This is a genomic window from Enterobacter sp. JBIWA003 (assembly GCF_019968825.1).
Taxonomy (GTDB): domain Bacteria; phylum Pseudomonadota; class Gammaproteobacteria; order Enterobacterales; family Enterobacteriaceae; genus Enterobacter; species Enterobacter quasiroggenkampii.
On record NZ_CP074170.1, the window covers coordinates 2,857,257 to 2,876,263 of the forward strand.

Genomic DNA, 19,007 nt, shown 5'->3' on the forward strand with positions numbered 1-19,007 from the left:
CTTATGCGATGCAGAAAAGGGGTTCGCATCTGTGATAAAGCGTCATTCAAGAAAGGGGCTTTTCCCTCTTGATCATCCAAAAAACAAGAGAGTAGATTTTCAGTGACTCTGATGTGACAAATAAACCTACATTCAACCAGATGTTTGAAATATCAAACATACTTACTAAAAGAGGGAACAATGAGACCGAACATCTGAATGAAATCAAGCGAAATAATTCCTGAGCAAGGGCAAATTTAACCGCTCCAATCTTTCGCTTGAAGAATAACCAGGCCGAAGTAAACAAAGAGAGTAATAAAAGTAAGTCAAGCACAAAAAAAAGCATGACCAAAATGCTGAAACCATCACCTGCATAATAATGCAACGAATCACCAAACGCTTTTGCATCAGAAATGAATGGAATTCTGTCGTGGCGAACTGAATTCACGCAATAAAGTAACATTGCGAGAAGATCCATGCTTCCCCAGAAATACCATAGATTGCTATTTAAATGAGCGAGGTTGTTTTGTGTACGCCCGATATTATTATTTACAAAAATGGGGAGGCACATGTTGGCTTCAACTCAACTCTCCAGATTAGGGTTAAATTCAAAACGCATAAACAGGAGAGACAACCTTCTCACATTCCTTTGGATGTGAAGCCTCTGGCTTCGAAGATTGTACACTTCCATAGTATCTCCTGTTTATATTCCTACGGATTCACCAGCCAGGTGCCCGGCTTGGCAATATCCAGCGTCTGGCCACGCGTTCTTCCGTTGCCCTGCAGTTCAATCTTCGCCTCACCGGCTGGCAGCTTGAGCGATGCATAACCGTTGGTTCCCGGGCGCAGCGCTTTTGGCTCGCCGTTCACTTTCAGCGTTTCGCCGTCGAGGATGCGGATATAGACCAACGCAACAGGGCTCGCGGCAGGCGGTGGCGTCTGCTGTTCCGTCGCCGGTTCGCTCACCTTCGCCGTTTCTGGCTTCACGTCTGGGGCGTTCGCGGCGGTTTCGGTTGGACGCGTCTCTGCCGGTGCGTGCGCAGCCTGCTCTGGCGCATCGTTACCACCGCTGAACAGCATCGCGCCAGCGACAACGCCGACCAGCACGCCTGCGGCAACCATGCCCGGGATCCTGTAGCGACGCCAGTCGAGCAGCGACGCCGGTTTTTCGTCTTCCACCGGTACCAGCATCGTGCCGGGCTTTTTCGCCGTCAGCACATCGTTGATACCCGCGACCGGCATTTCAATCAGCGCGGCGAACTCGTCGATGGACTGCGGACGGTCCTCCATGTGCAGCGCCAGCGCGCGGTCAATGGCCTGCAGCAGCGGAATGGAATAGCCCTGCGGCATGATTTCCACCAGCGGTTTGCAGGTATCCTGAATAGAGCGCACCACGCTGACCGGCGGCGGAGAACCCACAATCAGGGTACGCAGCACGGCGCCGAGGGCGTAAATATCAGTCCACGGCCCCTGCTCGCTTTCGTTGTCGTCGGTGTACTGCTCAATCGGCGCAAAGCCCGGACGCAGCATGGTTTCCGTTTCGTCGGAGAGGTTACCAATCGTGCGGCGCGCGGAGCCGAAATCGAGCAGCACCGGCAGGCCGTTATCCTGGATCTGGATGTTATCCAGAGAGATATCGCGGTGCAGATAGCCTTCGTCGTGGATGGTCTTGATCGCACCGAACAGCATCGGCAGCGTGCGGCGGATCCAGGCTTCGTTGATCAGCTCCGGCTTTTCTTCACGCAGGCGTGACAGCGTGGTGCCGCTGTAAAACAGCGTCCCCATATAGGCCGTGTCGTTTTGCACCCAGAAGCGCAGGACGTGCAGCAGGTTCGGGTGGTTAAAGCGCGCCAGCAGACGCGCTTCCTGAATGAAGCTGTTCAGGCCCGCGGAGAACGCTTTGCCAAAGCGCTCGCTGCGGAGCACCAGGGTCATGTCGTCGCCGCGTACGGCGAGCGAGGAAGGCATAAATTCTTTGATAGCGATAGTGCGTTCGAGCTGGTGATCCCACGCGCGATAGACAATGCCAAAACCGCCGCCGCCGATCACCTCTTTGATTTCAAACTCGTTGAAGCGGTACCCGACCGGGAGCGCGTTTGGGACAGTCCGATTGTTATCATTATCCGTCATCTTTTACAGTTCTCTTGATGATTATTACGCGGCAAACTGACAGTGAAACTCGCCCTGCTCGCAGGTGACATGCAGACGTCGGTACTGCTCGTCGCTGCGGCTGGCGGTAAGTAAGATCTGGCTCATCTGGGGCAACAGGGTGTTGGTCAGAATAGCATCCACCATGCGTCCCCCCGACTCCACCTCGGTACAGCGCTGAACAATCTGTTCCACCACGCTGTCGTCAAACTCAGAAATGATGCTGTGATTCTCTTCCAGACGACGCTGAATGCGCCTGAGCTGCAGGCGAACAATCTGCCCCAGCATCTCGTCGCTGAGCGGGTAATACGGCACCACCAGCAGACGGCCCAGCAGCGCGGGCGGGAAGACCTCCAGCAGCGGCTGGCGCAACGCGCCGCTTAAGGCCTCAGGCTCCGGCATGAGGTCCGGATCGGCGCACATGGCGCTAATCAGCTCGGTACCGACGTTGGAGGTCAGAATAATAATGGTGTTGCGAAAATCAATGTGGCGCCCCTCGCCGTCCTCCATCCAGCCTTTATCAAAGACCTGGAAGAAGATCTCGTGGACGTCCGGGTGCGCTTTCTCAATTTCGTCCAGCAGCACCACGCTGTATGGACGGCGGCGGACGGCCTCGGTTAATACCCCGCCTTCACCATACCCTACGTACCCTGGAGGCGCACCTTTTAAGGTGGAGACGGTGTGCGCTTCCTGGAACTCGCTCATGTTGATGGTGATGACGTTCTGCTCGCCGCCGTACAGAGATTCGGCGAGCGCCAGCGCGGTTTCGGTTTTACCAACGCCGGACGGGCCGCACAGCATAAAGACGCCCACCGGCTTGTTCGGGTCGTCCAGCTTCGCCCGCGAGGTTTTCACGCGGCGGGCAATCAGATCCAGACCGTGACGCTGGCCGATAACACGCTGGTTCAGCGTGTCGGCAAGGTTGAGTACCGCGTCGATCTCGTTTTTCACCATCCGGCCCAGCGGGATCCCGGTCCAGTCAGAGACCACCGCAGCAACCACGTTTTCATCCACCGCGGCAAAGAGCAGCGGCTCGTCACCCTGTAAGGCGTTCAGCGCTAGCTGCTGTTCCGCCAGCTGGCCGCGCAGCTCAGCGGTATCTTCCTCGCCCGCCGCGAACAGCGCGGCGCGCAGGCGGATAATCTCCTGCACCAGGCTGCGCTCTTCTTCCCAGCGCCGGGACAGGGCTTCGCGTTTTGTCTCATACGCGTCTCGTTCGGCGCGTAATGCCGTGACGCGATCGGCATCACCGGCCCCCACGCGCGCTTCGCGTTCGGCAATCTCAATTTCCACATCCAGCGCGGCAAGATGGCGCAAGCAGTCTTCCAGCTGCGCAGGCGGTGCGCTCTGGCTGACCGCGACGCGGGCGCAGGCTGTGTCGAGCAGGGCCACGGCTTTGTCCGGCAGCTGACGCGCCGGAATGTAGCGATGAGACAGCTTCACCGCCGCGCTGACCGCTTCGTCGAGCAGCAACACCTGGTGATGCGTCTCCAGCGGCGACACGGTGCTGCGCAGCATCAGAATGGCTTTCGCTTCGTCCGGCTCGTGCACCTGCACCGTCTGGAAACGACGGGTCAGCGCCGGGTCTTTCTCAATGTACTTTTTGTATTCCGCCCAGGTGGTGGCGCCGATGGTGCGCAGCTGGCCGCGCGCCAGAGCTGGCTTCAGCAGGTTCGCCGCATCGCCGGTCCCCTGCTGGCCGCCTGCGCCAATCAGGGTGTGGATCTCATCGATAAACAGAATGATCGGCGTGGCGCTGGACTGGACTTCGTTAATGAGCGCCTGCAGACGGGCTTCAAACTCGCCTTTCATGCCTGCACCGGCTTGCAGCATGCCGATATCCAGCAGCCACAGCTGAATGTTCTGCAGCGGCTCCGGCACGTCGCCGTCGGCGATACGCAGCGCCAGACCTTCCACTACCGCTGTTTTGCCGACCCCGGCTTCCCCGGTCAGCAGCGGGTTGTTCTGACGACGGCGCATCAGGATATCGACCATCTGGCGGATCTCCTCGTCGCGCCCGACAACCGGGTCAATCTTCCCGTCGCGGGCACGGGCGGTCAGGTCCTGGCCGTACTGGGCCAGCGTCCCCTGCGCAGCCGGTACCGCACCCGCCGGTGCATCGACGGCAGCAGCGGCCTGCTGCGTCTCTTTACTGTTGGCGCAGATGGTATCGAACTGCTCAATCAATACCTCGACGTTAAGGCGGGTAAACTGCGCCGAAATGCTTTTCAGCACGTTGGCCAGATTCCAGGTTTTCAGCATGCCGATCAGCAAATGGCCGCCGCGAATGCGGCTGACGCCAAACTTCAGTGAGCCAAAGACCCATGCGCGCTCCACGGCGCTGTCGATATGCTCGGAGAGATCGGAAACGGAACTCGCCCCGCGCGGGAGCACATCTAGCGCGGCAACGATATCGCGCGTCAGCTGCTGTTCATCAAGGGCAAAGTGGCGGATGACCTGCTGCAGATCGCCATCCTGCTGCTGCATCAGCTGATGCAGCCAGTGCACCAGCTCAACATAGGGGTTGCCGCGCAGCTTGCAGAACGCAGTGGCGCTTTCCAGAGAGGTAAATAACAGCGTATCCAGTTTGCCGAAAAGCACGGCACGGCTAATTTCTGACATGTTAGTTTCCATTAACAATGATTCGGTATACGGAAGGATTACCGCTCTGCGCGATACACCAGATCGCCGCGCGGGACAGGCTGCGGCTGAAGGCCCAGCCAGGTGTTATAGCCTAATCGCGCATGACTGCCGAGCGTGGCGCCCTGCACCGCGTCTGCGCGCAGGATCACCCGCGTTTCCCATTCAAACTCCACTCCGGCGTACTGACGCACCCAGTCGCGCAGCTCGGTGACCCACGCTTCACCCGGCAGAAAGCGGTTGTACTCCTCCGCGCTCAGCGGGCCAATCTCGATGCGAAACTTATGCTGAACGTCGCGGACGGCGACGCCGAGAAAGGCGGATTCACCCATGCGCGGCATGCGGCGTCCTGCTCCCAGCTGCGCCTGCTCGCGCGTGGAGAGCGGCATCCACTGCGGCACGTTGCTGACCAGTTTGACCGGCGCCTTAAAATAGCTGCGCAGGATCTTCTCCAGCCCCTCCGGATCCCGCCCATGACGGGTCAGGTGCCCGGCGTGGGTAAAGCGCGCGTGTGAGCTCAGGCTGCCGTTGTCCATCTGACCCGGCTGGCCCATACCAATCAGCGACGCCAGATAGCCCTCAAAGCGCTTGTTATCGGCGCGGTCCAGCGAGACGGTGGGCTGCGCATCCGCCCAGGCGCGGTAAAACAGCAGCGCCAGACGATGGTGGAACAGATCGGCAAACGCGCTCAGGCTGGTGTCCTGATGATGATAAATACGCTCGCGGGCGTACTCGGTCATGTGGACCGGCAGCGGGCCGTTCGGGCCAAACAGGCCGAAGCTGAGGATAGACACCTCATGCAGCCCGCTCTCTTCCCGCTGACGCACCCTGGCCAGCGTCGACGGGGCAAAACTCATCGACGGCTGCTGGCCGATGCGCAGCGGTTCAAATTTTGGCAGCGGCGCGCGGCCCAGCGGGTAGCGCTCGCCGCCCTGGGCATCAATGCGCCTTAACAGCTGAAACAGATCGTAGCGCCAGGGCGTCTCGCGGAGGCCGTGCCAGAACGCATCCGGCAGCTTCGTCAGGCGATGCACGCGCAGCGGTGCAGTGGCAGCGTCACTCATATCAGCGCCCTTTTACCCATGCGCGGCGCCCAGTAGCCAATCTCGCCGCGCTGCTGACTTTTCAGGGAGAACTCGGTGAAGCTGTTGATGGAGACCAGGCGGGCAAAAAGACGCTCCATCACGCTGCCGAAGAGCCACGGACTGGCCCCCGAAAAGGCTCGCTCATCCACCGTCAGGGTAATGCCGATCCCGCGGGCGAACACCACCGGGCCGGGTTCAGGCACGCGGCGGTGAACCGGCTCCAGTACGCAGTGACGAACGCCTTCCACCTGACGCGCAACGGGCGTTTCGGCCAGGTTGGCGTACAGTCCTAACAGCTGGCGCAGCGCGGCAGCCCCCTCCTCATTGTCACTGTCCATCAGGCTGAGGTAATTCATCTGCAACTGGCTGATAAGCCGCCAGGTGCTGAACCCTTCTGCCAGCGCCGGACGCGGTGGCGTCGGGCCTTTACGCAGGGTGAGGGATTTCACCGGCATGGAGTCCGCCATAATGAACTGCCCGAGCTCCTGCTGCAGCATCAGCGGCAGGTCGCGGCTGGTGCAGAGCACCTCGGCAGAGATATAGCGCAGGTTTTCCTGCCAGGGTGCGTGCTGTTCATCCACCAGCGAGACAAAGACCTCCGAGCCGATATAGCCGGTACGGGTGCCGTAGCGCAGGGCATGCTCGGACAGCACGCGCTGTTCACGGCGCAGGGAAAAATAGGCTCCGTAGTTGCCCGCATCGCCGCTCCAGGTACTCCAGAACGGGCGAAACGTCTGGTCATCGCGCTGACCATCCGCGCTGCCATAGATTTTTTTGACCGCGTAAATCTCATAATCCAGCGGACGGATGTTATCGACCACCAGATGGTATTCATGCTGGCCTTCATTCAGCTTCTGACGCGCCGCGACCTTTGGGAACAGGTTGATGACCGGGGTGCAGTGCAGCGCCAGGTGGCTGGCATCGACCACGCGCTCCAGCTGTTCATCCGACTTATCCAGCAGGATGAAGATGTCGAAGGCTTTCTCACCTTCACAGCGCTGGATCAGCGTGCTCAGGCCGCTGAGGCTAATGAACCGGAATCGGGCCGGAAAGGCGAAATACTCCTGCAGCAGACGATAGCCGTCAAAGTTGCGCAGATCGTCCGGAAGCAGCGCCTGGTCAGGCTCAAAGCCCTCCTGACGCAGCGCGTCCGACGCCAGCAGCTGTCGCTGTCGCTGCGGGCTGACCGTCTGACAGACGATCCCGGCGTGGTGCTCCATCACCAGCTCCAGCAGCTTCAGCGCCTCGATATCCGGACCGGCGAGGAAAAATTCCAGACGGTCGAAATCCAGGTGCCCGAGATTTTGCGGGCCGTCGCAGGCGATGCGGATCCGCAGGGCGCTGCCGATCCCCCGCTGACTCAGACCCAGCTGTGCGAGCGGCAAATCGGCGGGGACACCGCCCAGCTCGACCTTGTCGATTTTCAGCGGCAGCAGGTTGACCTCGTGCGCCGTGGTATAGCTGCAGGTCACGCCGGTTTTTTTCAGCGCCAGGCTGTCCATCATGGTACCGCGCGGCACAATGAATCCCTTGCTCAGGTCGCCCCGGCTGCTGTCGGGCTGAATCTCCGCAATCGCCATCGACGGCGTGGGCGCAAGATAGTTCGGCGCAATCATCTCCAGCAGACGCTGGGAGAAGCGCGGAAACTCCGCGTCCATTTTCATCTGCACGCGGGAGGTCAGGAAGGCGAACCCTTCCATCAGGCGTTCGGTATACGGGTCCGCCACATCGATGCCGCGCATGCCCAGCCGTCCGGCGACTTTAGGGTAGCGTTCGGCAAACTCGGCCCCCATTTCGCGCAGGTAGGCCAGCTCACGGTTGTAGTATTCGAGCAGTTTACTTTCCATGATTACCCCGCATCTTTCAGTTCAAAATGGCCGTTTTCCAGATCGACATCGGTACGAAACAGAAACTCCAGCGGGTACGGCACACACCATAAACGCCCTTTTATCTCGATGGAGAGCACGTTGTGCAGATCCAGCGAGGAGGTATCCGACACGCAGCGGACCTGCAGCCCCTGCGGCAAAATGCGTGGTTCAAAATTAATGATGGCCTCGGTGAGCTTGCGCTGAATGTCGTGCCATTCGATGTCCGACATTCTTTTCCCGGCCAGCGGCGCGACGCCGAAGTTAACCACCGAGCGGCTCACGTGCGGTAACGCGCTCAAATCACCGGAGGCATCGTGGTTGATGGTATTAAACAGCCACTGCAGATCCCGCAGCACATTGCGACGCAGGGCGGCGTGGGTGATCAGATTGCTGTTGGCCGACTCGCGCTTTTTTTCCGGATCGTTATCGGTGAGGCGATCGAGCAGCGAGGGCTGCATTTTGTCGCGCGCCCCCACCTTCTCCTGCTTGCTGCGGGCTTGCCAGCCGCTGCGCAGCAGATCGCCTTCGCCAGCGGGATTACTCATCGGCTCCATCCGTCGCGAACGTCACGAGGCTCAAGGACAGCAGCGGGCTTTCGCTTTGCTCGCTCAGCCAGGCCTTCTGGCCCTGGCCTTCATACAGCGTGCCGTCAGTATCGAGCGGGTGCCAGTCGGTGGTGCGCCCCAGTTTGACCGCATCAGAGGCATCGGCTGCAAACGGGTAACGCGCCGGGATCTGACACACCTGCTCCGTTCCGTCGGTCAGGCGCACCAGCGCGTGACGCCAGACCAGATCGGTGACGCTGGCAGGCGCCTGGAAACGGATCTCCGCGATGGCGTTAAACGGCAGCCAGAAATAGCGGCCGTTGACGATGGTTTCGCACAACGGGCCGAGACGGGCATCGCCGTCCATCAGCCACTCAAAGGCCTGCGTCTCCTCGTTTTCAAGGGTGACACTACCAGGGTTTGCCTGCGCCTGTTCAAGGGCTTCCAGACGCAGCGCCTGCGCGCGCTCGCCCTCCTCGCTCAGCGCCGCGGCAAGGGTGGTCAGCCACGGCCACTGGGTTTCAGGCATCGCCGGACGCGCCTGTCCCGCCATCACCTGCGCGCGCTGCAGCTCGCCCTGAATGGACTGCTCCAGCAGCGTGACGGTGGGCTTCGCCTGCGGCTTCAACGCCAGCCAGCTTTTCAGCTGGGTCAGGGCACGCGTCCAGTTGCCGCTAAGGGTTAAAAACTGCACGAACGCGGCGCGGAGGTCGGCATCTGCCGGACGGGCTTTGATTTCTGCTTCCAGACGCGCGAGCGCGTCGTTAAGCGACTCACCCGCCAGGTGTTGATAGAGCGTATTCATTGCCATTCCTTAATTTGCCGCGCGCCATGCGCCGACGGCCGGATCGCGCAGCTGAGGACGCAGGGTGTCAATCAGAACGATATTCAGCGGAGTGCCGGGTGCCACCCAGGCGCTCCAGGTTTTTTTCACCGCCGCGATACGCGCCTGCAGTTTTGCATCATCGCTGGCGGTTTCACGGGAAATCTCCACCGCGACCGTGCCGTTGCTCTTCCAGCTGTTCAGGGCATTGTCGTAAGGCAGGATCATCCAGCTCTGGTCGCTGTTTGGGGTGCTGAATACCATGCGCTCTTTGTTGACGGAGGTGATCAGCGCGTTTTCCGGGTCGGCGCTTTGATTCAGCCCGGTGACCGGGAAGCCATGAATGTATGTTACCGCCATCTCTTTCTGCCCGCCGTTGCGGGACTGCGACACAACGGTGTGTCCGCTCAGCCAGCTGCCGTTCCCGCAGCGGGTGGTGTCAGAATCGGGAATAAAGAGCGCCGGTGCAGAAGCGCCCCCTTCCCAGAAGGTGCGCAGGTGGCAGCCGTCCTGAAGCGTAAACTCCTGCCACGGCGTACGGTCGGCAGCAACGGTGCGGGAAGCCACGTTCTGATCGGGCGGCAGTAGCGCGCCGCTGGCTGGGGTGGCGGTGACGGTCGCGGCAGACGCGGCCTGCTCCTGTTTCACTACCAACGCCCAGTCCTGCGCTTTGCCAGCCGTGCCCTGCGCCAGCGTGGTACCCGCCGGATCGTTGAGCGTCCAGCTGAGTTTATTCACTTTGCTGCACTGGTGTTCCAGCAGTGAGCCAAGACGCGGCACAAAGTTCTCCAGCACGGAGACGTCTTTCTTGCCGTTCGCCACAATACGCAGCGCCACCTCAGGCTTACACCAGCTCTGCGGCGTGTTGTCTTTGATGTTGTCGATCCAGATATCCAGCTTCTGCGCAGGAGACTGCACGATGCGGAAATTTTCAGCCTGCGCGGTGGAGGTCGCCGCCAGAAGTGCCAAACCCGATAGCCAAAGTTTCATATCGTTCCTTGTGTGTCTAATCAGTTCCGCAGGGAAGAAATTGTGCTGCGTCAGAGAGGGTGTGCAGCAAAGTGGTGTCCTGAGGGTTGCCCATCCATACCGCCAGGGCAGTATAGTTATCCTGAGCATTCCCCTCCTGCTCGCCATTCTTTTGAATGATTTGGTTCATTAAGGTCAGCCACTCCTGCGGCGTATTCACCATGTGCAGCGACTGCTTCATTTGCTCTTCGCTGACGCCGTGCCAGAATCCGTCGGTGCAGAGTAAGAATGCATCGCCGTCTTCAACCTGCACCACGTCGCTGTAGCTCGCTTCCGGCCCGCCGTTTTCAATCCCGAGCGCCAGATAGAGCAGATTACTGTTCAGGTTGTCGGTCTGGTGCCCGGCATCTTTCATCTGCTGCACCAGGCTGTGGTCAGTGGTCACATGCCACAGCCATCCGCGGCGGAACAGGTACAGGCGGCTGTCTCCGGCATGCGCCCAGTAGGCGAGCCCGTAATCACGGTCAATGAACAGGCTGACCAGCGTCGTGCCCATCCGGCGATAGTCCTGAACGGCCTGCTGTTCGCTGAGAATGGTGCGATTCGCCGTCTGCACGTAGTCGCGGATGTGCTGCGCATTAAGATGTTTGTCGCCATCGAAGCGGGAGATAATGCTATTGCGGGCCAGCGCTGCGGCCACCTCGCCGCCCGGCAGCCCCGCGATGCCGTCGCAGACGACAAAGCAGGCTGAACGTTCCCCTATGGTTTCTCCCGTCTGATCCTGGTTGCTGGCGCGCGTCCCCTGGCGGGAGAGAGAAGCCGTTGCGATATTCATTTGTCTTCCGATCCGCTCTGTGAGTCTTTGTACTGATTTACCTCCATGTCATAGGCATGAAGGAAGGCCTCGCCGAACAGGGTGTGGAAGTCGTCCTCAATCTCGCCCGCCGTCTCGCCATAGCTGCGAACAAAGTAGTCCCACAGGGCGGCTTTGCGGCTGCCCGGCAGCGCCAGACGCGAGGTCATGCCGTTCTGCTTCGCCTGCTCTTCCAGCTGCTCCGGGTTAAAGGACTGCAGCATCGCGGCAATGATGGCGCGGATGCCGGAGATCATACCCAGCTGGTGCGCCTGCAGATCGATCAGCGCATCGCGCACGGATTTGGTTGGTGGCATAAAGCCCGGCATCGGGGTGCCGAACATTTGGATTAACACGGTTTTGCCGGTCGGCAACAGCTTGAACGGGTTGTTGGCATCGTCCAGCACCATGGTCATGTCGGCTTTTACGCCGCGCTTGAGGATAGAGCGCGAGGAGAGCAGCGCCACGGTCCCCTGAGAGAACATACCGAGGATCTGCCCCAGCTGACGCATATTTTCACGGTCAAACTGCGGAACGGGCTGCATTTCGCTCAGCCCCATCCCCTCTAGCAGCGCCTCCAGCAGCTCGCCCTGCAGCACTTCACCCTTCTCACCGCTGTTTGCCGTGGCGGTTGGGGCGGCAGCGTTATTGACCGGGTCGATGCGCAGGCGGCCCTTCGGGGCCTGCGCGCTGCTGCGCGCAACGGCCTGCGGCGTTGGCATGGTGAAGCCTGCGTAATCCGGTCGCGCGGGTTCTTCTTCAGCACGCGGTTCTTCCTGCGGCTCAGGGGCGAACAGCGGGGAATCGGCCAGGACGTCCTCTTCCTGCTCAGGTTCCGGCACGGGGGCAGGCTTCTCGCTGATAATGTCATCCGGATGGGTTAACGGCGCACCGCCCATCAGCCCGAGCGGGTCGTCATTGCGCGCGGCTGGCGCGCTGGCTTTACCGCCAAACAGGGCCAGCGGATCGAGCTCATCCGTTGCCTCTTCTTCTGGCTTAACGGGGCTCGTCTCGCCCGGCGGCACCAGGGTTGACGGGGTGACGTCGTCAAAAATACTCTCTTTTTTGAACAACGCTTCATCGCTGAACAGCGTATCCGGATCGACATGCTTACGCTCGAGCGTCGGATCGCTGTCGTTGAACATCGCCAGCGGATCTTCGGCGTTACGCTCCGGAGCCGCAGGCTGGGAGAACGGATCGTGCGATGCCGTAGGCTGCGGCTTTGTGCGGTTACTGGAGATGCTGTCGGAGATGGAAAACTCCTGCATCAGGCTATCCCAGATCTCCGTTGGCACGGCGGTCGGCTCGGCTTTCCCACGGGGTGCGGCACTCGCCGGTTTCGGCTGCTGCGCGGGCGCAGGAGCCACCGTCGGACGCGCCTGCTGGTGCAGGCTGGCCGCCATGCGGCTCACGGGCTGGGTATCGTGGATCAGTTCGGTCACTTCGATACGGTAGTCATCAATACCGAGAATGTCGCCATCCTGCAGCTCAACCTGACGCCCTCGCTCCAGCGGAATGTCATTTAATACTACGCGGGTGACGCTGCCACGGTTGGTGACGCGGCATTCGCCCTGAGCGTCAACGTGAACAATGGCCTGCAGACGAGAGATGGTGCGGTCATTGTCCGGCAATACCAGATTGTTATCCGTACCGCGCCCAATGGTGCCGCCCGGGGCGTAAAAATCACAGCTGCTTTGCGGCGGCTGATGACCGGGTTTCGTAGAAATAATCGTGAATCGCATGGCGTATTCCTGCTGGTATGATTAGCGCTCAAACGCTGCCGCTCTCGGGGCGAGAACGGCGGCGTTTGGGGTTAACACATTCTATTCAGTCTGCGTAAGCTTAAACTGGCCTGAGGGACCTTCTTGTAAGGTGAAGCGGGCCGCATAGCGAATAGAATCGTTTTTCCCTGACACCTTCAGAGCAACATCATATTCTCCGGCTTGCCACGCAATCCCCTGCCACTGGTGACACTGTTGGGTCGTTAACGTCACTTCAGGGCTAAACGTTGACGGCGGCGATACCGCTTTCCATTCATTTCCCGCGCGTTTCATTATGGTGGGCGAATAGCTGGTGACAGGCGCGTCTAACCCGGAGTTAGCGGGAATAGCAAAGCAGGGTTCGTTGTTCTTTAGCGTAACCGAAAGCGACTGATATTGTGCAGGATGAGATACGCAGGCACTCACCGTTAATGCGATTGCTACAACACTGAGTAACTGTTTCATAACCATACCCGCCGGTCTTTAGGATTTTGAATAAACAACGATAATACCTGCAGGTATTTATCCTTCAGGTCGGGGCCGATTATTCCCTCAAACCCAGCAATGTTCCGGAAATCACCCAGGCCGTAATTTATCAAATAATAAAAATCTGAAATGATAGAAGCCTGCTGCTCCATACCAAAGTCCGATAGTTTTTTATCGGGGGGCAGAGAATAATTATAACTTGCTGCCCAACTGAATGCACCTCGGGTTCGAACATTCATTCCAATCTGATGCTGCAATACATGCACCATTTCGTGAATAAACCAGTGTTTATATCGCGGAACCTCTATTGAGAAGTCATCCCGATAATGCGGCTCGCGAAAATAGAGCTCACCATTGGGGGTCATCGCGACATCTGTCGACTGCATATTAAACGGCAAATAGCTTTTATTATGGACTTTAACTTCTGAATACTTTATTGCGTCACTAAAAACCGAGCGCGCCAGTGCTATTTCGCCAATGGTGAGAGGACGGGCGCCTCCTTCCTGCAAACTTGCCATGCTATCTTCCTTCCCGGTTGATAATGACCGGGGAAAACTCCCCGGCCACATACGCAATTACGCTTCTTTGTTTTCTTTGATGTTCCAGCCAGCGCTGCTTTCAGCACCCTTACCACCCGACGTGGTCTGCTCCCAGTACTGCTGTTTCACTTTCGCAGCCTGGAATGCATAGGTCACACCAACGGTATCGCCGTTGTCAGCACCGGTATACTGAACAGAGGTCACCAGCACATCTTCCAGCGTGATGCGGGAGTATTCCACCTGCTGGCCGCCCGCTTTACAAACGGACAGCTCAACTTTAGTCAGGTGTTTACCGCTTGCGCAGTGTTTCAGGATAGCGGTGGTGGATTTGTCGATCAGCGCGTTAACGTGCAGGTCGTTAAAGTTAACTTTACCGGCACCGCCGCCACCGCCAACGCTCATATTACCTGGCTGGGAAGCGCCCCAGGAGAAGGAGGTAATATCAGTCCAGCCGGTGTGGTTAGAATCTTTAGATTCGCCCGTAACACCCTCGACCTTCAGAAACATATCAATAGCCATAATATCTACTCTTCGTGGATGAACAATATTGCTTTCGAAAAAGCACTTATATGGCAAACAGGAAAGCATGGGGCTGAATAAAACCGTCCATATTTTACCTCTGCCTCACATCAAATGACCCGTGTCATTTGACAGTCTTACATTCCCCCTGAATGAACGGAAAGAATGTGAAGTCTTTTACTACTGCGGGTTATCCTGAATCCAGGTACGATCAGGATCGCCTATGATGACCTGCGGAACCAGTTTGTTCAGCTCATCGCTATGATAAAGACGTAAACAGTTTAAGGTTACACCTTTGACATCGGGTTTTCGCTCTGAATGAAAACCATTAATTTGATTTTTATATTTTCCGATGAGGGCATCCACTTTATCAGTGCCATTTTCGGCATCAAAAGGTATCCACTCAATGAATGCACTTGCACTGCGGGCCGCATCAGCAGAAAACTGGCTGCCTTTATCTGCCACCTGCGCAAGGCATCGCGCCAGAACTAAATCTTTTAAAACCTGCCGGTATGTTTGCTGATGATAAAAATCAGGATAGTTATTTCCGGCACACACATAAGAGGTCATAAATACGAGGAAAAAACAGAAACGTTTCACCTTAATATCCTTTGCCATAGGATCCGCAGCGCATCAGTCCGCGTAAAATACTAATTTTTCTCTTTCCGTTTTTCTGCGACAACGTATATCCCTATCGCTAATGCATTAAGTCCAGCGCATAGAAATGCATGCATTGCGATTCGCGGGAAATCTGCCGGCCAGTCAAAGATAAACAAATAGTAGCCAGATACCGTCACAAACAGCATGAATGAAATTATTAGCAATGTATAAATGGCTAAATAGCTGATGAATTTTCGTATTAACGCTGTCATAGTCAAATTCATTAGCTATCTCATATTCACCGAAATGTAGCCGGCCCTCCAGGGCCGGCACTCATCATCACGCGTCTTTCGTCTTCAGCGACGGCAGTTTAGATACCAGACGCAGGGAAACGGTCAGACCTTCCAGCTGGTAGTGAGGACGCAGGAAGAACTTCGCGGCGTAGTAGCCTGGGTTGTCCTCAATCTCCTGCACCTGCACTTCCGCAGCTGCCAGCGGTTTACGGGACTTGGTCTCCTGAGAGGAGTTCGCCGGGTCACCGTCGACGTAGTTCATGACCCAGTCGTTCAGCCAGCGTTCCATCTCTTCGCGCTCGCGGAAGGAGCCGATTTTGTCGCGCACGATGCACTTCAGGTAGTGAGCAAAACGGCAGCAGGCGAACAGGTACGGCAGGCGTGATGCCAGGCGCGCGTTAGCTGTCGCATCCGGATCGTGGTACTCCGCCGGTTTCTGCAGGGACTGCGCGCCGATGAAGGCGGCAAAGTCGGAGTTTTTGCGGTGAACCAGCGGCATAAAGCCGTTTTTCGCCAGCTCGGCTTCACGACGATCGCTGATGGCGATCTCGGTCGGGCATTTCATATCCACGCCGCCGTCATCGCTCGGGAAGGTGTGGCACGGCAGGTTTTCCACCGCCCCGCCGGACTCCACGCCGCGAATCGAGGTGCACCAGCCGTACTCTTTGAAGGAGCGGTTGATGTTGGCGGCCATCGCGTACGCGGCGTTCGCCCACGAGTAGCTGTTGTGGTTCGCGCCGTCGGTCTGCTCTTCAAAGTCAAAGCTGTCGACCGGGTTGGTGCGAATGCCATACGGCAGGCGCGACAGGAAGCGCGGCATCACCAGGCCCAGATAGCGGGCATCTTCCGATTCACGCAGTGAACGCCAGGCGGCGTATTCGGTGTTCTGGAAGATCTTGGTCAGGTCGCGCGGGTTGGCCAGCTCCTGCCAGGACTCCATCTGCATCACGCCCGGTGCGGTACCGGTAATGAACGGACAGTGCGCTGCAGAACCGATGCGCGCCATTTCGCCCAGCAGCTCAACGTCCTGCGGGCTGTGGTCGAAGTAGTAGTCGCCGACGATGCAGCCAAACGGCTCGCCGCCGAACTGACCGTACTCCTGCTCGTAGATTTTCTTGAAGATCGGGCTCTGGTCCCAGCCCACGCCCTTGTAGCGCTTCAGGGTGCGGCCCAGCTCCTGCTTGGAGATGCTCATAAAGCGGATCTTCAGCATCTCGTCGGTTTCAGTGTTGTTCACCAGGTAGCTCAGACCGCGCCAGGCGCTCTCCAGCTTCTGAAACTCTTCGTGGTGAATGATCTGGTTCACCTGCTGCGACAGTTGCTCATCGATACCGGCAATCAGGTTCTGAATGGTGCGGTAGGTATCGTTCGAGAAGGTGACGGTATTTTCCAGCGCCTGCTGCGCCAGGGTTTTAACCGCGCTTTCTACGGCGGAGCGGGCCTGGTCGGTTTTCGGGCGGAACTCTTTGTTCAGCAGCGCGCTGAATTCATCCTGGCTGAACGCCTGACCCGCCTGCTGCTCGTGTTGTTGAGTCTGGTTGCTCATCGATTATTCCTCGCTACCTTTCGCACTTTCGTCATTTTTCGGCAACTGGCTCAGGGATTTGAGCAGCGTCGGATCCTGCAGAATTTTTGCGATCAGCTCTTCCGCACCGTTTTTACCGTCCATATAGGTCAGCAGGTTGGAGAGCTGGGTGCGCGCTTCCAGCAGCTTGTTCAGCGGCTCAACCTTGCGGGCTACCGCGTCCGGCAGGAAGTCGTCCATGCTGTCGAAGGTCAGATCCACGTTGAGCTTACCTTCGCCCGTCAGGGTGTTATCCACCTGGAACGCCACACGCGGCTTCAGCGCCTTCATGCGTTCGTCAAAGTTGTCGATGTCAATTTCGAGGAATTTACGCTCGTCGACGGCCGGCAGGTTTTCCACCGGTTTGCCGACCAGATCGGCCATAACGCCCATCACAAACGGCAGCTGAATTTTACGTTCTGCACCGTAGATCTCTACGTCATACTCGATCTGCACGCGGGGGGCACGGTTACGTGCGATGAATTTCTGCCCACTGTTACTCATTGCCATGATGTTCTCCATCAAAGATGCGCGGTGAAGGTGAAACGCCAGGCTCCATGCCTGACGTCATAATGCCTGGACGCGCTATTCGCGGCGCCCAAAGATGTTTTCCAGTTGGTTAACGCCGTCTGGCGCCAGGTCGCGAATAATGTCCATAAAGTTAAGTTCTGACAGCCGCTGCACCCGTTCAATCATCAGCGGCGCGGGGTGACTCGGTTCGTACTGTGCAAAATACTGCTTCGCTTTTTCCAGCATCAGCTGGGCATCGGCGCGGCTGGTGACCTGCACGCTGCGCCAGTCGGTGACCGGCTGAACGGGCTGCGTTGCCGCTGATGGCTGCTCCGCCTGTGGGTCCGCCTGCGCCTCACGGTTCGGCAGCAGCTTGCTGATGTCGGTCACCTGACAGGCGCTGGCCACCAGCCCCACGGTTTTCAGCAACTGCTCCATCTCGGGCACGCCGCTTTCACCGAGATGCCCGGTGAGCAGCTCGCGAATCGCCAGCAGCCGTTCGTTAATGACGATAACCGCTGCGGTTCCCGGCTGGTCGCCGCGGGCCAGCTCGTCAATCAGCCGTGGACGGCCGCCGGGATAGTCGGGACACTCCGTCTTACTGCCGTCCAGCAGGGCCTGGGCATCCCTAAGCGAAATTTCATCGCCGTTTGAACGCAGCAGCGAGGCGTTACGCACGGCGACGGTGAGGTCAGACTTATCGCTCAGCCCTGCCAGGGCGTTAATGCGGTAGAACGGATCGGTTTCGCCATACTCTTCCAGCAGCGGATAGAGCGGCTCCCAGTAACGGGCGATCGCCTCCTGCACCAGCAGCAATCCGTCCGCGTAGCCCGCCAGCCCGCGACGGCGGGTCCAGGCATGGGTTAACGCCAGCAGGACGCGAAGATCTTTGGTGCGGGTCAGCAGGCTGGTGGCGTATTTTTCGACCGTGTTCCAGTCAGCAGGCTCCGCCGGGATAATGGTGTCGCCAAACTGCTGTTCCGCTTTTCCGAGGCTTGCCTGGTTCATCGCCTGGAAGTCAGCGTCGTACTCCAGGTTTTCGCCGCAGGGCTTGTCGTCGCTTATCGGCGCGAGAAATTCTTCGATATTCATGTGATCCCTGCTTATTCAAACATAGGCGGATAGAGACCGTGACGGCCCGGACGGGCCCCCCCTGCCGGATCGAACAGCAGGGTGAAAAGCTGCCCGGTGAAGTTACCGCTGTGAACGTGGGTGTACAGCGGGTAACCATCGCAGCGGTTGGTCCACCAGTAGCTGGTCTGACGCAGCGGATCAAAACACTCTGCCGCCTGCGGCCAGCCCAGCGTGCTCTGACCATCCTCGTCATAGCCAATCACATCCAGGATGTCGGAGCGCTTTTGCGGCTCGACCGGCTGCGGCGCCGGAATGGTCATCAACATCTCATCCAGCTGTGAGGCGGAAAAACTGTTGCGCACCGCGTGCAGCCCCAGGCGCCCAATCTGCTGATACCAGCTTTCGGCCTGGCTGAGCAGGCTGGTCGACCATTCGGACGGCGCGAAGCTCAGCTGAAGGCAAACCGGGTATTGTCGGCCAACGCTGTCGCGGCCGGGCAGCAGACAGCCCATCTGGATCATCTGGCTGCCCAGCATGGGCGGTACCACAAAATTCCAGACTGGCGCTTTCTGAAACGGGCGCTCGCCGCTGCGCTGCTCTTCCTGCTGCCAGGCCAGCAGACCGACCTGGAACCAGTGCGACCACTGGCGCTGTAAGGTGTCAGGAAAGCGACGCTGCAAAAAATCTCCGGCGCTGGGTAACTTGCCATACCAGCTGTAGCGGTTCATCGCAGGGGTATTCGTCATACGGCT

18 protein-coding genes are annotated in these 19,007 nt (G+C 58.4%); all 18 read right to left on the reverse strand.

The genetic code is table 11. From position 1 onward, the window contains the following. Positions 1–46: 46 nt before the first annotated feature. Positions 47–457, reverse strand: coding sequence for a hypothetical protein (locus tag KGP25_RS13775; protein ID WP_223539133.1), 411 nt, complete (start codon positions 455–457; stop codon positions 47–49). 233 nt (positions 458–690) lie between these two features. Then, positions 691–2,109 (reverse strand): serine/threonine-protein kinase, encoded by a 1,419-nt coding sequence (locus tag KGP25_RS13780; protein ID WP_223539134.1) that lies wholly within the window; start codon positions 2,107–2,109, stop codon positions 691–693. A gap of 24 nt (positions 2,110–2,133) precedes the next feature. After that, the gene (tssH, locus tag KGP25_RS13785; RefSeq protein WP_223539135.1) at positions 2,134–4,749 is read right to left on the reverse strand and encodes a type VI secretion system ATPase TssH; all 2,616 of its coding nucleotides are present in this window, start codon (positions 4,747–4,749) and stop codon (positions 2,134–2,136) included. A 38-nt stretch (positions 4,750–4,787) separates the two neighbouring features. Beyond that, entirely contained in the window at positions 4,788–5,831 is a 1,044-nt protein-coding gene (tssG, locus tag KGP25_RS13790; protein WP_223539136.1) for a type VI secretion system baseplate subunit TssG, read from the reverse strand. Next, positions 5,828–7,699, reverse strand: a complete 1,872-nt coding sequence (gene tssF / locus KGP25_RS13795; RefSeq protein WP_223539137.1) for a type VI secretion system baseplate subunit TssF — start codon at positions 7,697–7,699, stop codon at positions 5,828–5,830. The genes tssG and tssF overlap by 4 nt, the downstream gene beginning before the upstream one ends. A 2-nt stretch (positions 7,700–7,701) precedes the next feature. Further along, positions 7,702–8,265 carry a type VI secretion system baseplate subunit TssE gene (tssE, locus tag KGP25_RS13800; RefSeq protein ID WP_024909842.1) on the reverse strand — a complete coding sequence of 188 codons (564 nt, stop codon included), beginning with the start codon at positions 8,263–8,265 and terminating at the stop codon, positions 7,702–7,704. Continuing rightward, a complete protein-coding gene (locus KGP25_RS13805; RefSeq protein WP_223539138.1) occupies positions 8,258–9,070 on the reverse strand; it encodes a type VI secretion system accessory protein TagJ in 813 nt (270 codons plus the stop codon). Before KGP25_RS13805 ends, tssE begins: the two co-directional genes overlap by 8 nt. Before the next feature lie 9 nt (positions 9,071–9,079). Continuing rightward, entirely contained in the window at positions 9,080–10,078 is a 999-nt protein-coding gene (locus tag KGP25_RS13810; RefSeq protein WP_048029471.1) for a hypothetical protein, read from the reverse strand. 16 nt (positions 10,079–10,094) lie between these two features. Further along, positions 10,095–10,892, reverse strand: a complete 798-nt coding sequence (locus KGP25_RS13815) for a protein phosphatase 2C domain-containing protein (RefSeq protein ID WP_008502637.1) — start codon at positions 10,890–10,892, stop codon at positions 10,095–10,097. Next, entirely contained in the window at positions 10,889–12,652 is a 1,764-nt protein-coding gene (tagH, locus tag KGP25_RS13820) for a type VI secretion system-associated FHA domain protein TagH (protein ID WP_223539139.1), read from the reverse strand. Before tagH ends, KGP25_RS13815 begins: the two co-directional genes overlap by 4 nt. Before the next feature lie 81 nt (positions 12,653–12,733). Continuing rightward, positions 12,734–13,141 carry a putative T6SS immunity periplasmic lipoprotein gene (locus KGP25_RS13825; protein WP_348984746.1) on the reverse strand — a complete coding sequence of 136 codons (408 nt, stop codon included), beginning with the start codon at positions 13,139–13,141 and terminating at the stop codon, positions 12,734–12,736. Then, the gene (locus tag KGP25_RS13830) at positions 13,132–13,674 is read right to left on the reverse strand and encodes a hypothetical protein (RefSeq protein WP_023293798.1); all 543 of its coding nucleotides are present in this window, start codon (positions 13,672–13,674) and stop codon (positions 13,132–13,134) included. The genes KGP25_RS13825 and KGP25_RS13830 overlap by 10 nt, the downstream gene beginning before the upstream one ends. 57 nt (positions 13,675–13,731) lie before the next feature. Next, entirely contained in the window at positions 13,732–14,214 is a 483-nt protein-coding gene (locus KGP25_RS13835) for a type VI secretion system tube protein Hcp (protein WP_008502640.1), read from the reverse strand. Between the two features lie 180 nt (positions 14,215–14,394). Then, complete coding sequence (locus tag KGP25_RS13840) at positions 14,395–14,832, reverse strand: T6SS amidase immunity protein Tai4 family protein (protein WP_223539141.1); 438 nt, start codon at positions 14,830–14,832, stop codon at positions 14,395–14,397. Between the two features lie 321 nt (positions 14,833–15,153). After that, positions 15,154–16,653, reverse strand: a complete 1,500-nt coding sequence (tssC, locus tag KGP25_RS13845) for a type VI secretion system contractile sheath large subunit (RefSeq protein ID WP_021240385.1) — start codon at positions 16,651–16,653, stop codon at positions 15,154–15,156. 3 nt (positions 16,654–16,656) lie between these two features. Further along, the gene (gene tssB, locus KGP25_RS13850; protein ID WP_008502644.1) at positions 16,657–17,181 is read right to left on the reverse strand and encodes a type VI secretion system contractile sheath small subunit; all 525 of its coding nucleotides are present in this window, start codon (positions 17,179–17,181) and stop codon (positions 16,657–16,659) included. Between the two features lie 75 nt (positions 17,182–17,256). Then, entirely contained in the window at positions 17,257–18,273 is a 1,017-nt protein-coding gene (gene tssA / locus KGP25_RS13855; RefSeq protein WP_223539142.1) for a type VI secretion system protein TssA, read from the reverse strand. A gap of 11 nt (positions 18,274–18,284) precedes the next feature. Beyond that, positions 18,285–19,001: a type VI secretion system-associated protein TagF gene (gene tagF / locus KGP25_RS13860; RefSeq protein WP_045908265.1), complete on the reverse strand. Its 717-nt coding sequence runs from the start codon at positions 18,999–19,001 to the stop codon at positions 18,285–18,287. Positions 19,002–19,007: the final 6 nt, after the last annotated feature.

Bases quoted from the DNA above. Each gene is read 5' to 3' on its own strand.
- KGP25_RS13775 (WP_223539133.1), bottom strand. From the start codon at position 457: ATGGATCTTCTCGCAATGTTACTTTATTGCGTGAATTCAGTTCGCCAC.
- KGP25_RS13780 (WP_223539134.1), bottom strand. From the start codon at position 2,109: ATGACGGATAATGATAACAATCGGACTGTCCCAAACGCGCTCCCGGTC.
- tssH (WP_223539135.1), bottom strand. From the start codon at position 4,749: ATGTCAGAAATTAGCCGTGCCGTGCTTTTCGGCAAACTGGATACGCTG.
- tssG (WP_223539136.1), bottom strand. From the start codon at position 5,831: ATGAGTGACGCTGCCACTGCACCGCTGCGCGTGCATCGCCTGACGAAG.
- tssF (WP_223539137.1), bottom strand. From the start codon at position 7,699: ATGGAAAGTAAACTGCTCGAATACTACAACCGTGAGCTGGCCTACCTG.
- tssE (WP_024909842.1), bottom strand. From the start codon at position 8,265: ATGAGTAATCCCGCTGGCGAAGGCGATCTGCTGCGCAGCGGCTGGCAA.
- KGP25_RS13805 (WP_223539138.1), bottom strand. From the start codon at position 9,070: ATGAATACGCTCTATCAACACCTGGCGGGTGAGTCGCTTAACGACGCG.
- KGP25_RS13810 (WP_048029471.1), bottom strand. From the start codon at position 10,078: ATGAAACTTTGGCTATCGGGTTTGGCACTTCTGGCGGCGACCTCCACC.
- KGP25_RS13815 (WP_008502637.1), bottom strand. From the start codon at position 10,892: ATGAATATCGCAACGGCTTCTCTCTCCCGCCAGGGGACGCGCGCCAGC.
- tagH (WP_223539139.1), bottom strand. From the start codon at position 12,652: ATGCGATTCACGATTATTTCTACGAAACCCGGTCATCAGCCGCCGCAA.
- KGP25_RS13825 (WP_348984746.1), bottom strand. From the start codon at position 13,141: ATGGTTATGAAACAGTTACTCAGTGTTGTAGCAATCGCATTAACGGTG.
- KGP25_RS13830 (WP_023293798.1), bottom strand. From the start codon at position 13,674: ATGGCAAGTTTGCAGGAAGGAGGCGCCCGTCCTCTCACCATTGGCGAA.
- KGP25_RS13835 (WP_008502640.1), bottom strand. From the start codon at position 14,214: ATGGCTATTGATATGTTTCTGAAGGTCGAGGGTGTTACGGGCGAATCT.
- KGP25_RS13840 (WP_223539141.1), bottom strand. From the start codon at position 14,832: ATGGCAAAGGATATTAAGGTGAAACGTTTCTGTTTTTTCCTCGTATTT.
- tssC (WP_021240385.1), bottom strand. From the start codon at position 16,653: ATGAGCAACCAGACTCAACAACACGAGCAGCAGGCGGGTCAGGCGTTC.
- tssB (WP_008502644.1), bottom strand. From the start codon at position 17,181: ATGGCAATGAGTAACAGTGGGCAGAAATTCATCGCACGTAACCGTGCC.
- tssA (WP_223539142.1), bottom strand. From the start codon at position 18,273: ATGAATATCGAAGAATTTCTCGCGCCGATAAGCGACGACAAGCCCTGC.
- tagF (WP_045908265.1), bottom strand. From the start codon at position 19,001: ATGACGAATACCCCTGCGATGAACCGCTACAGCTGGTATGGCAAGTTA.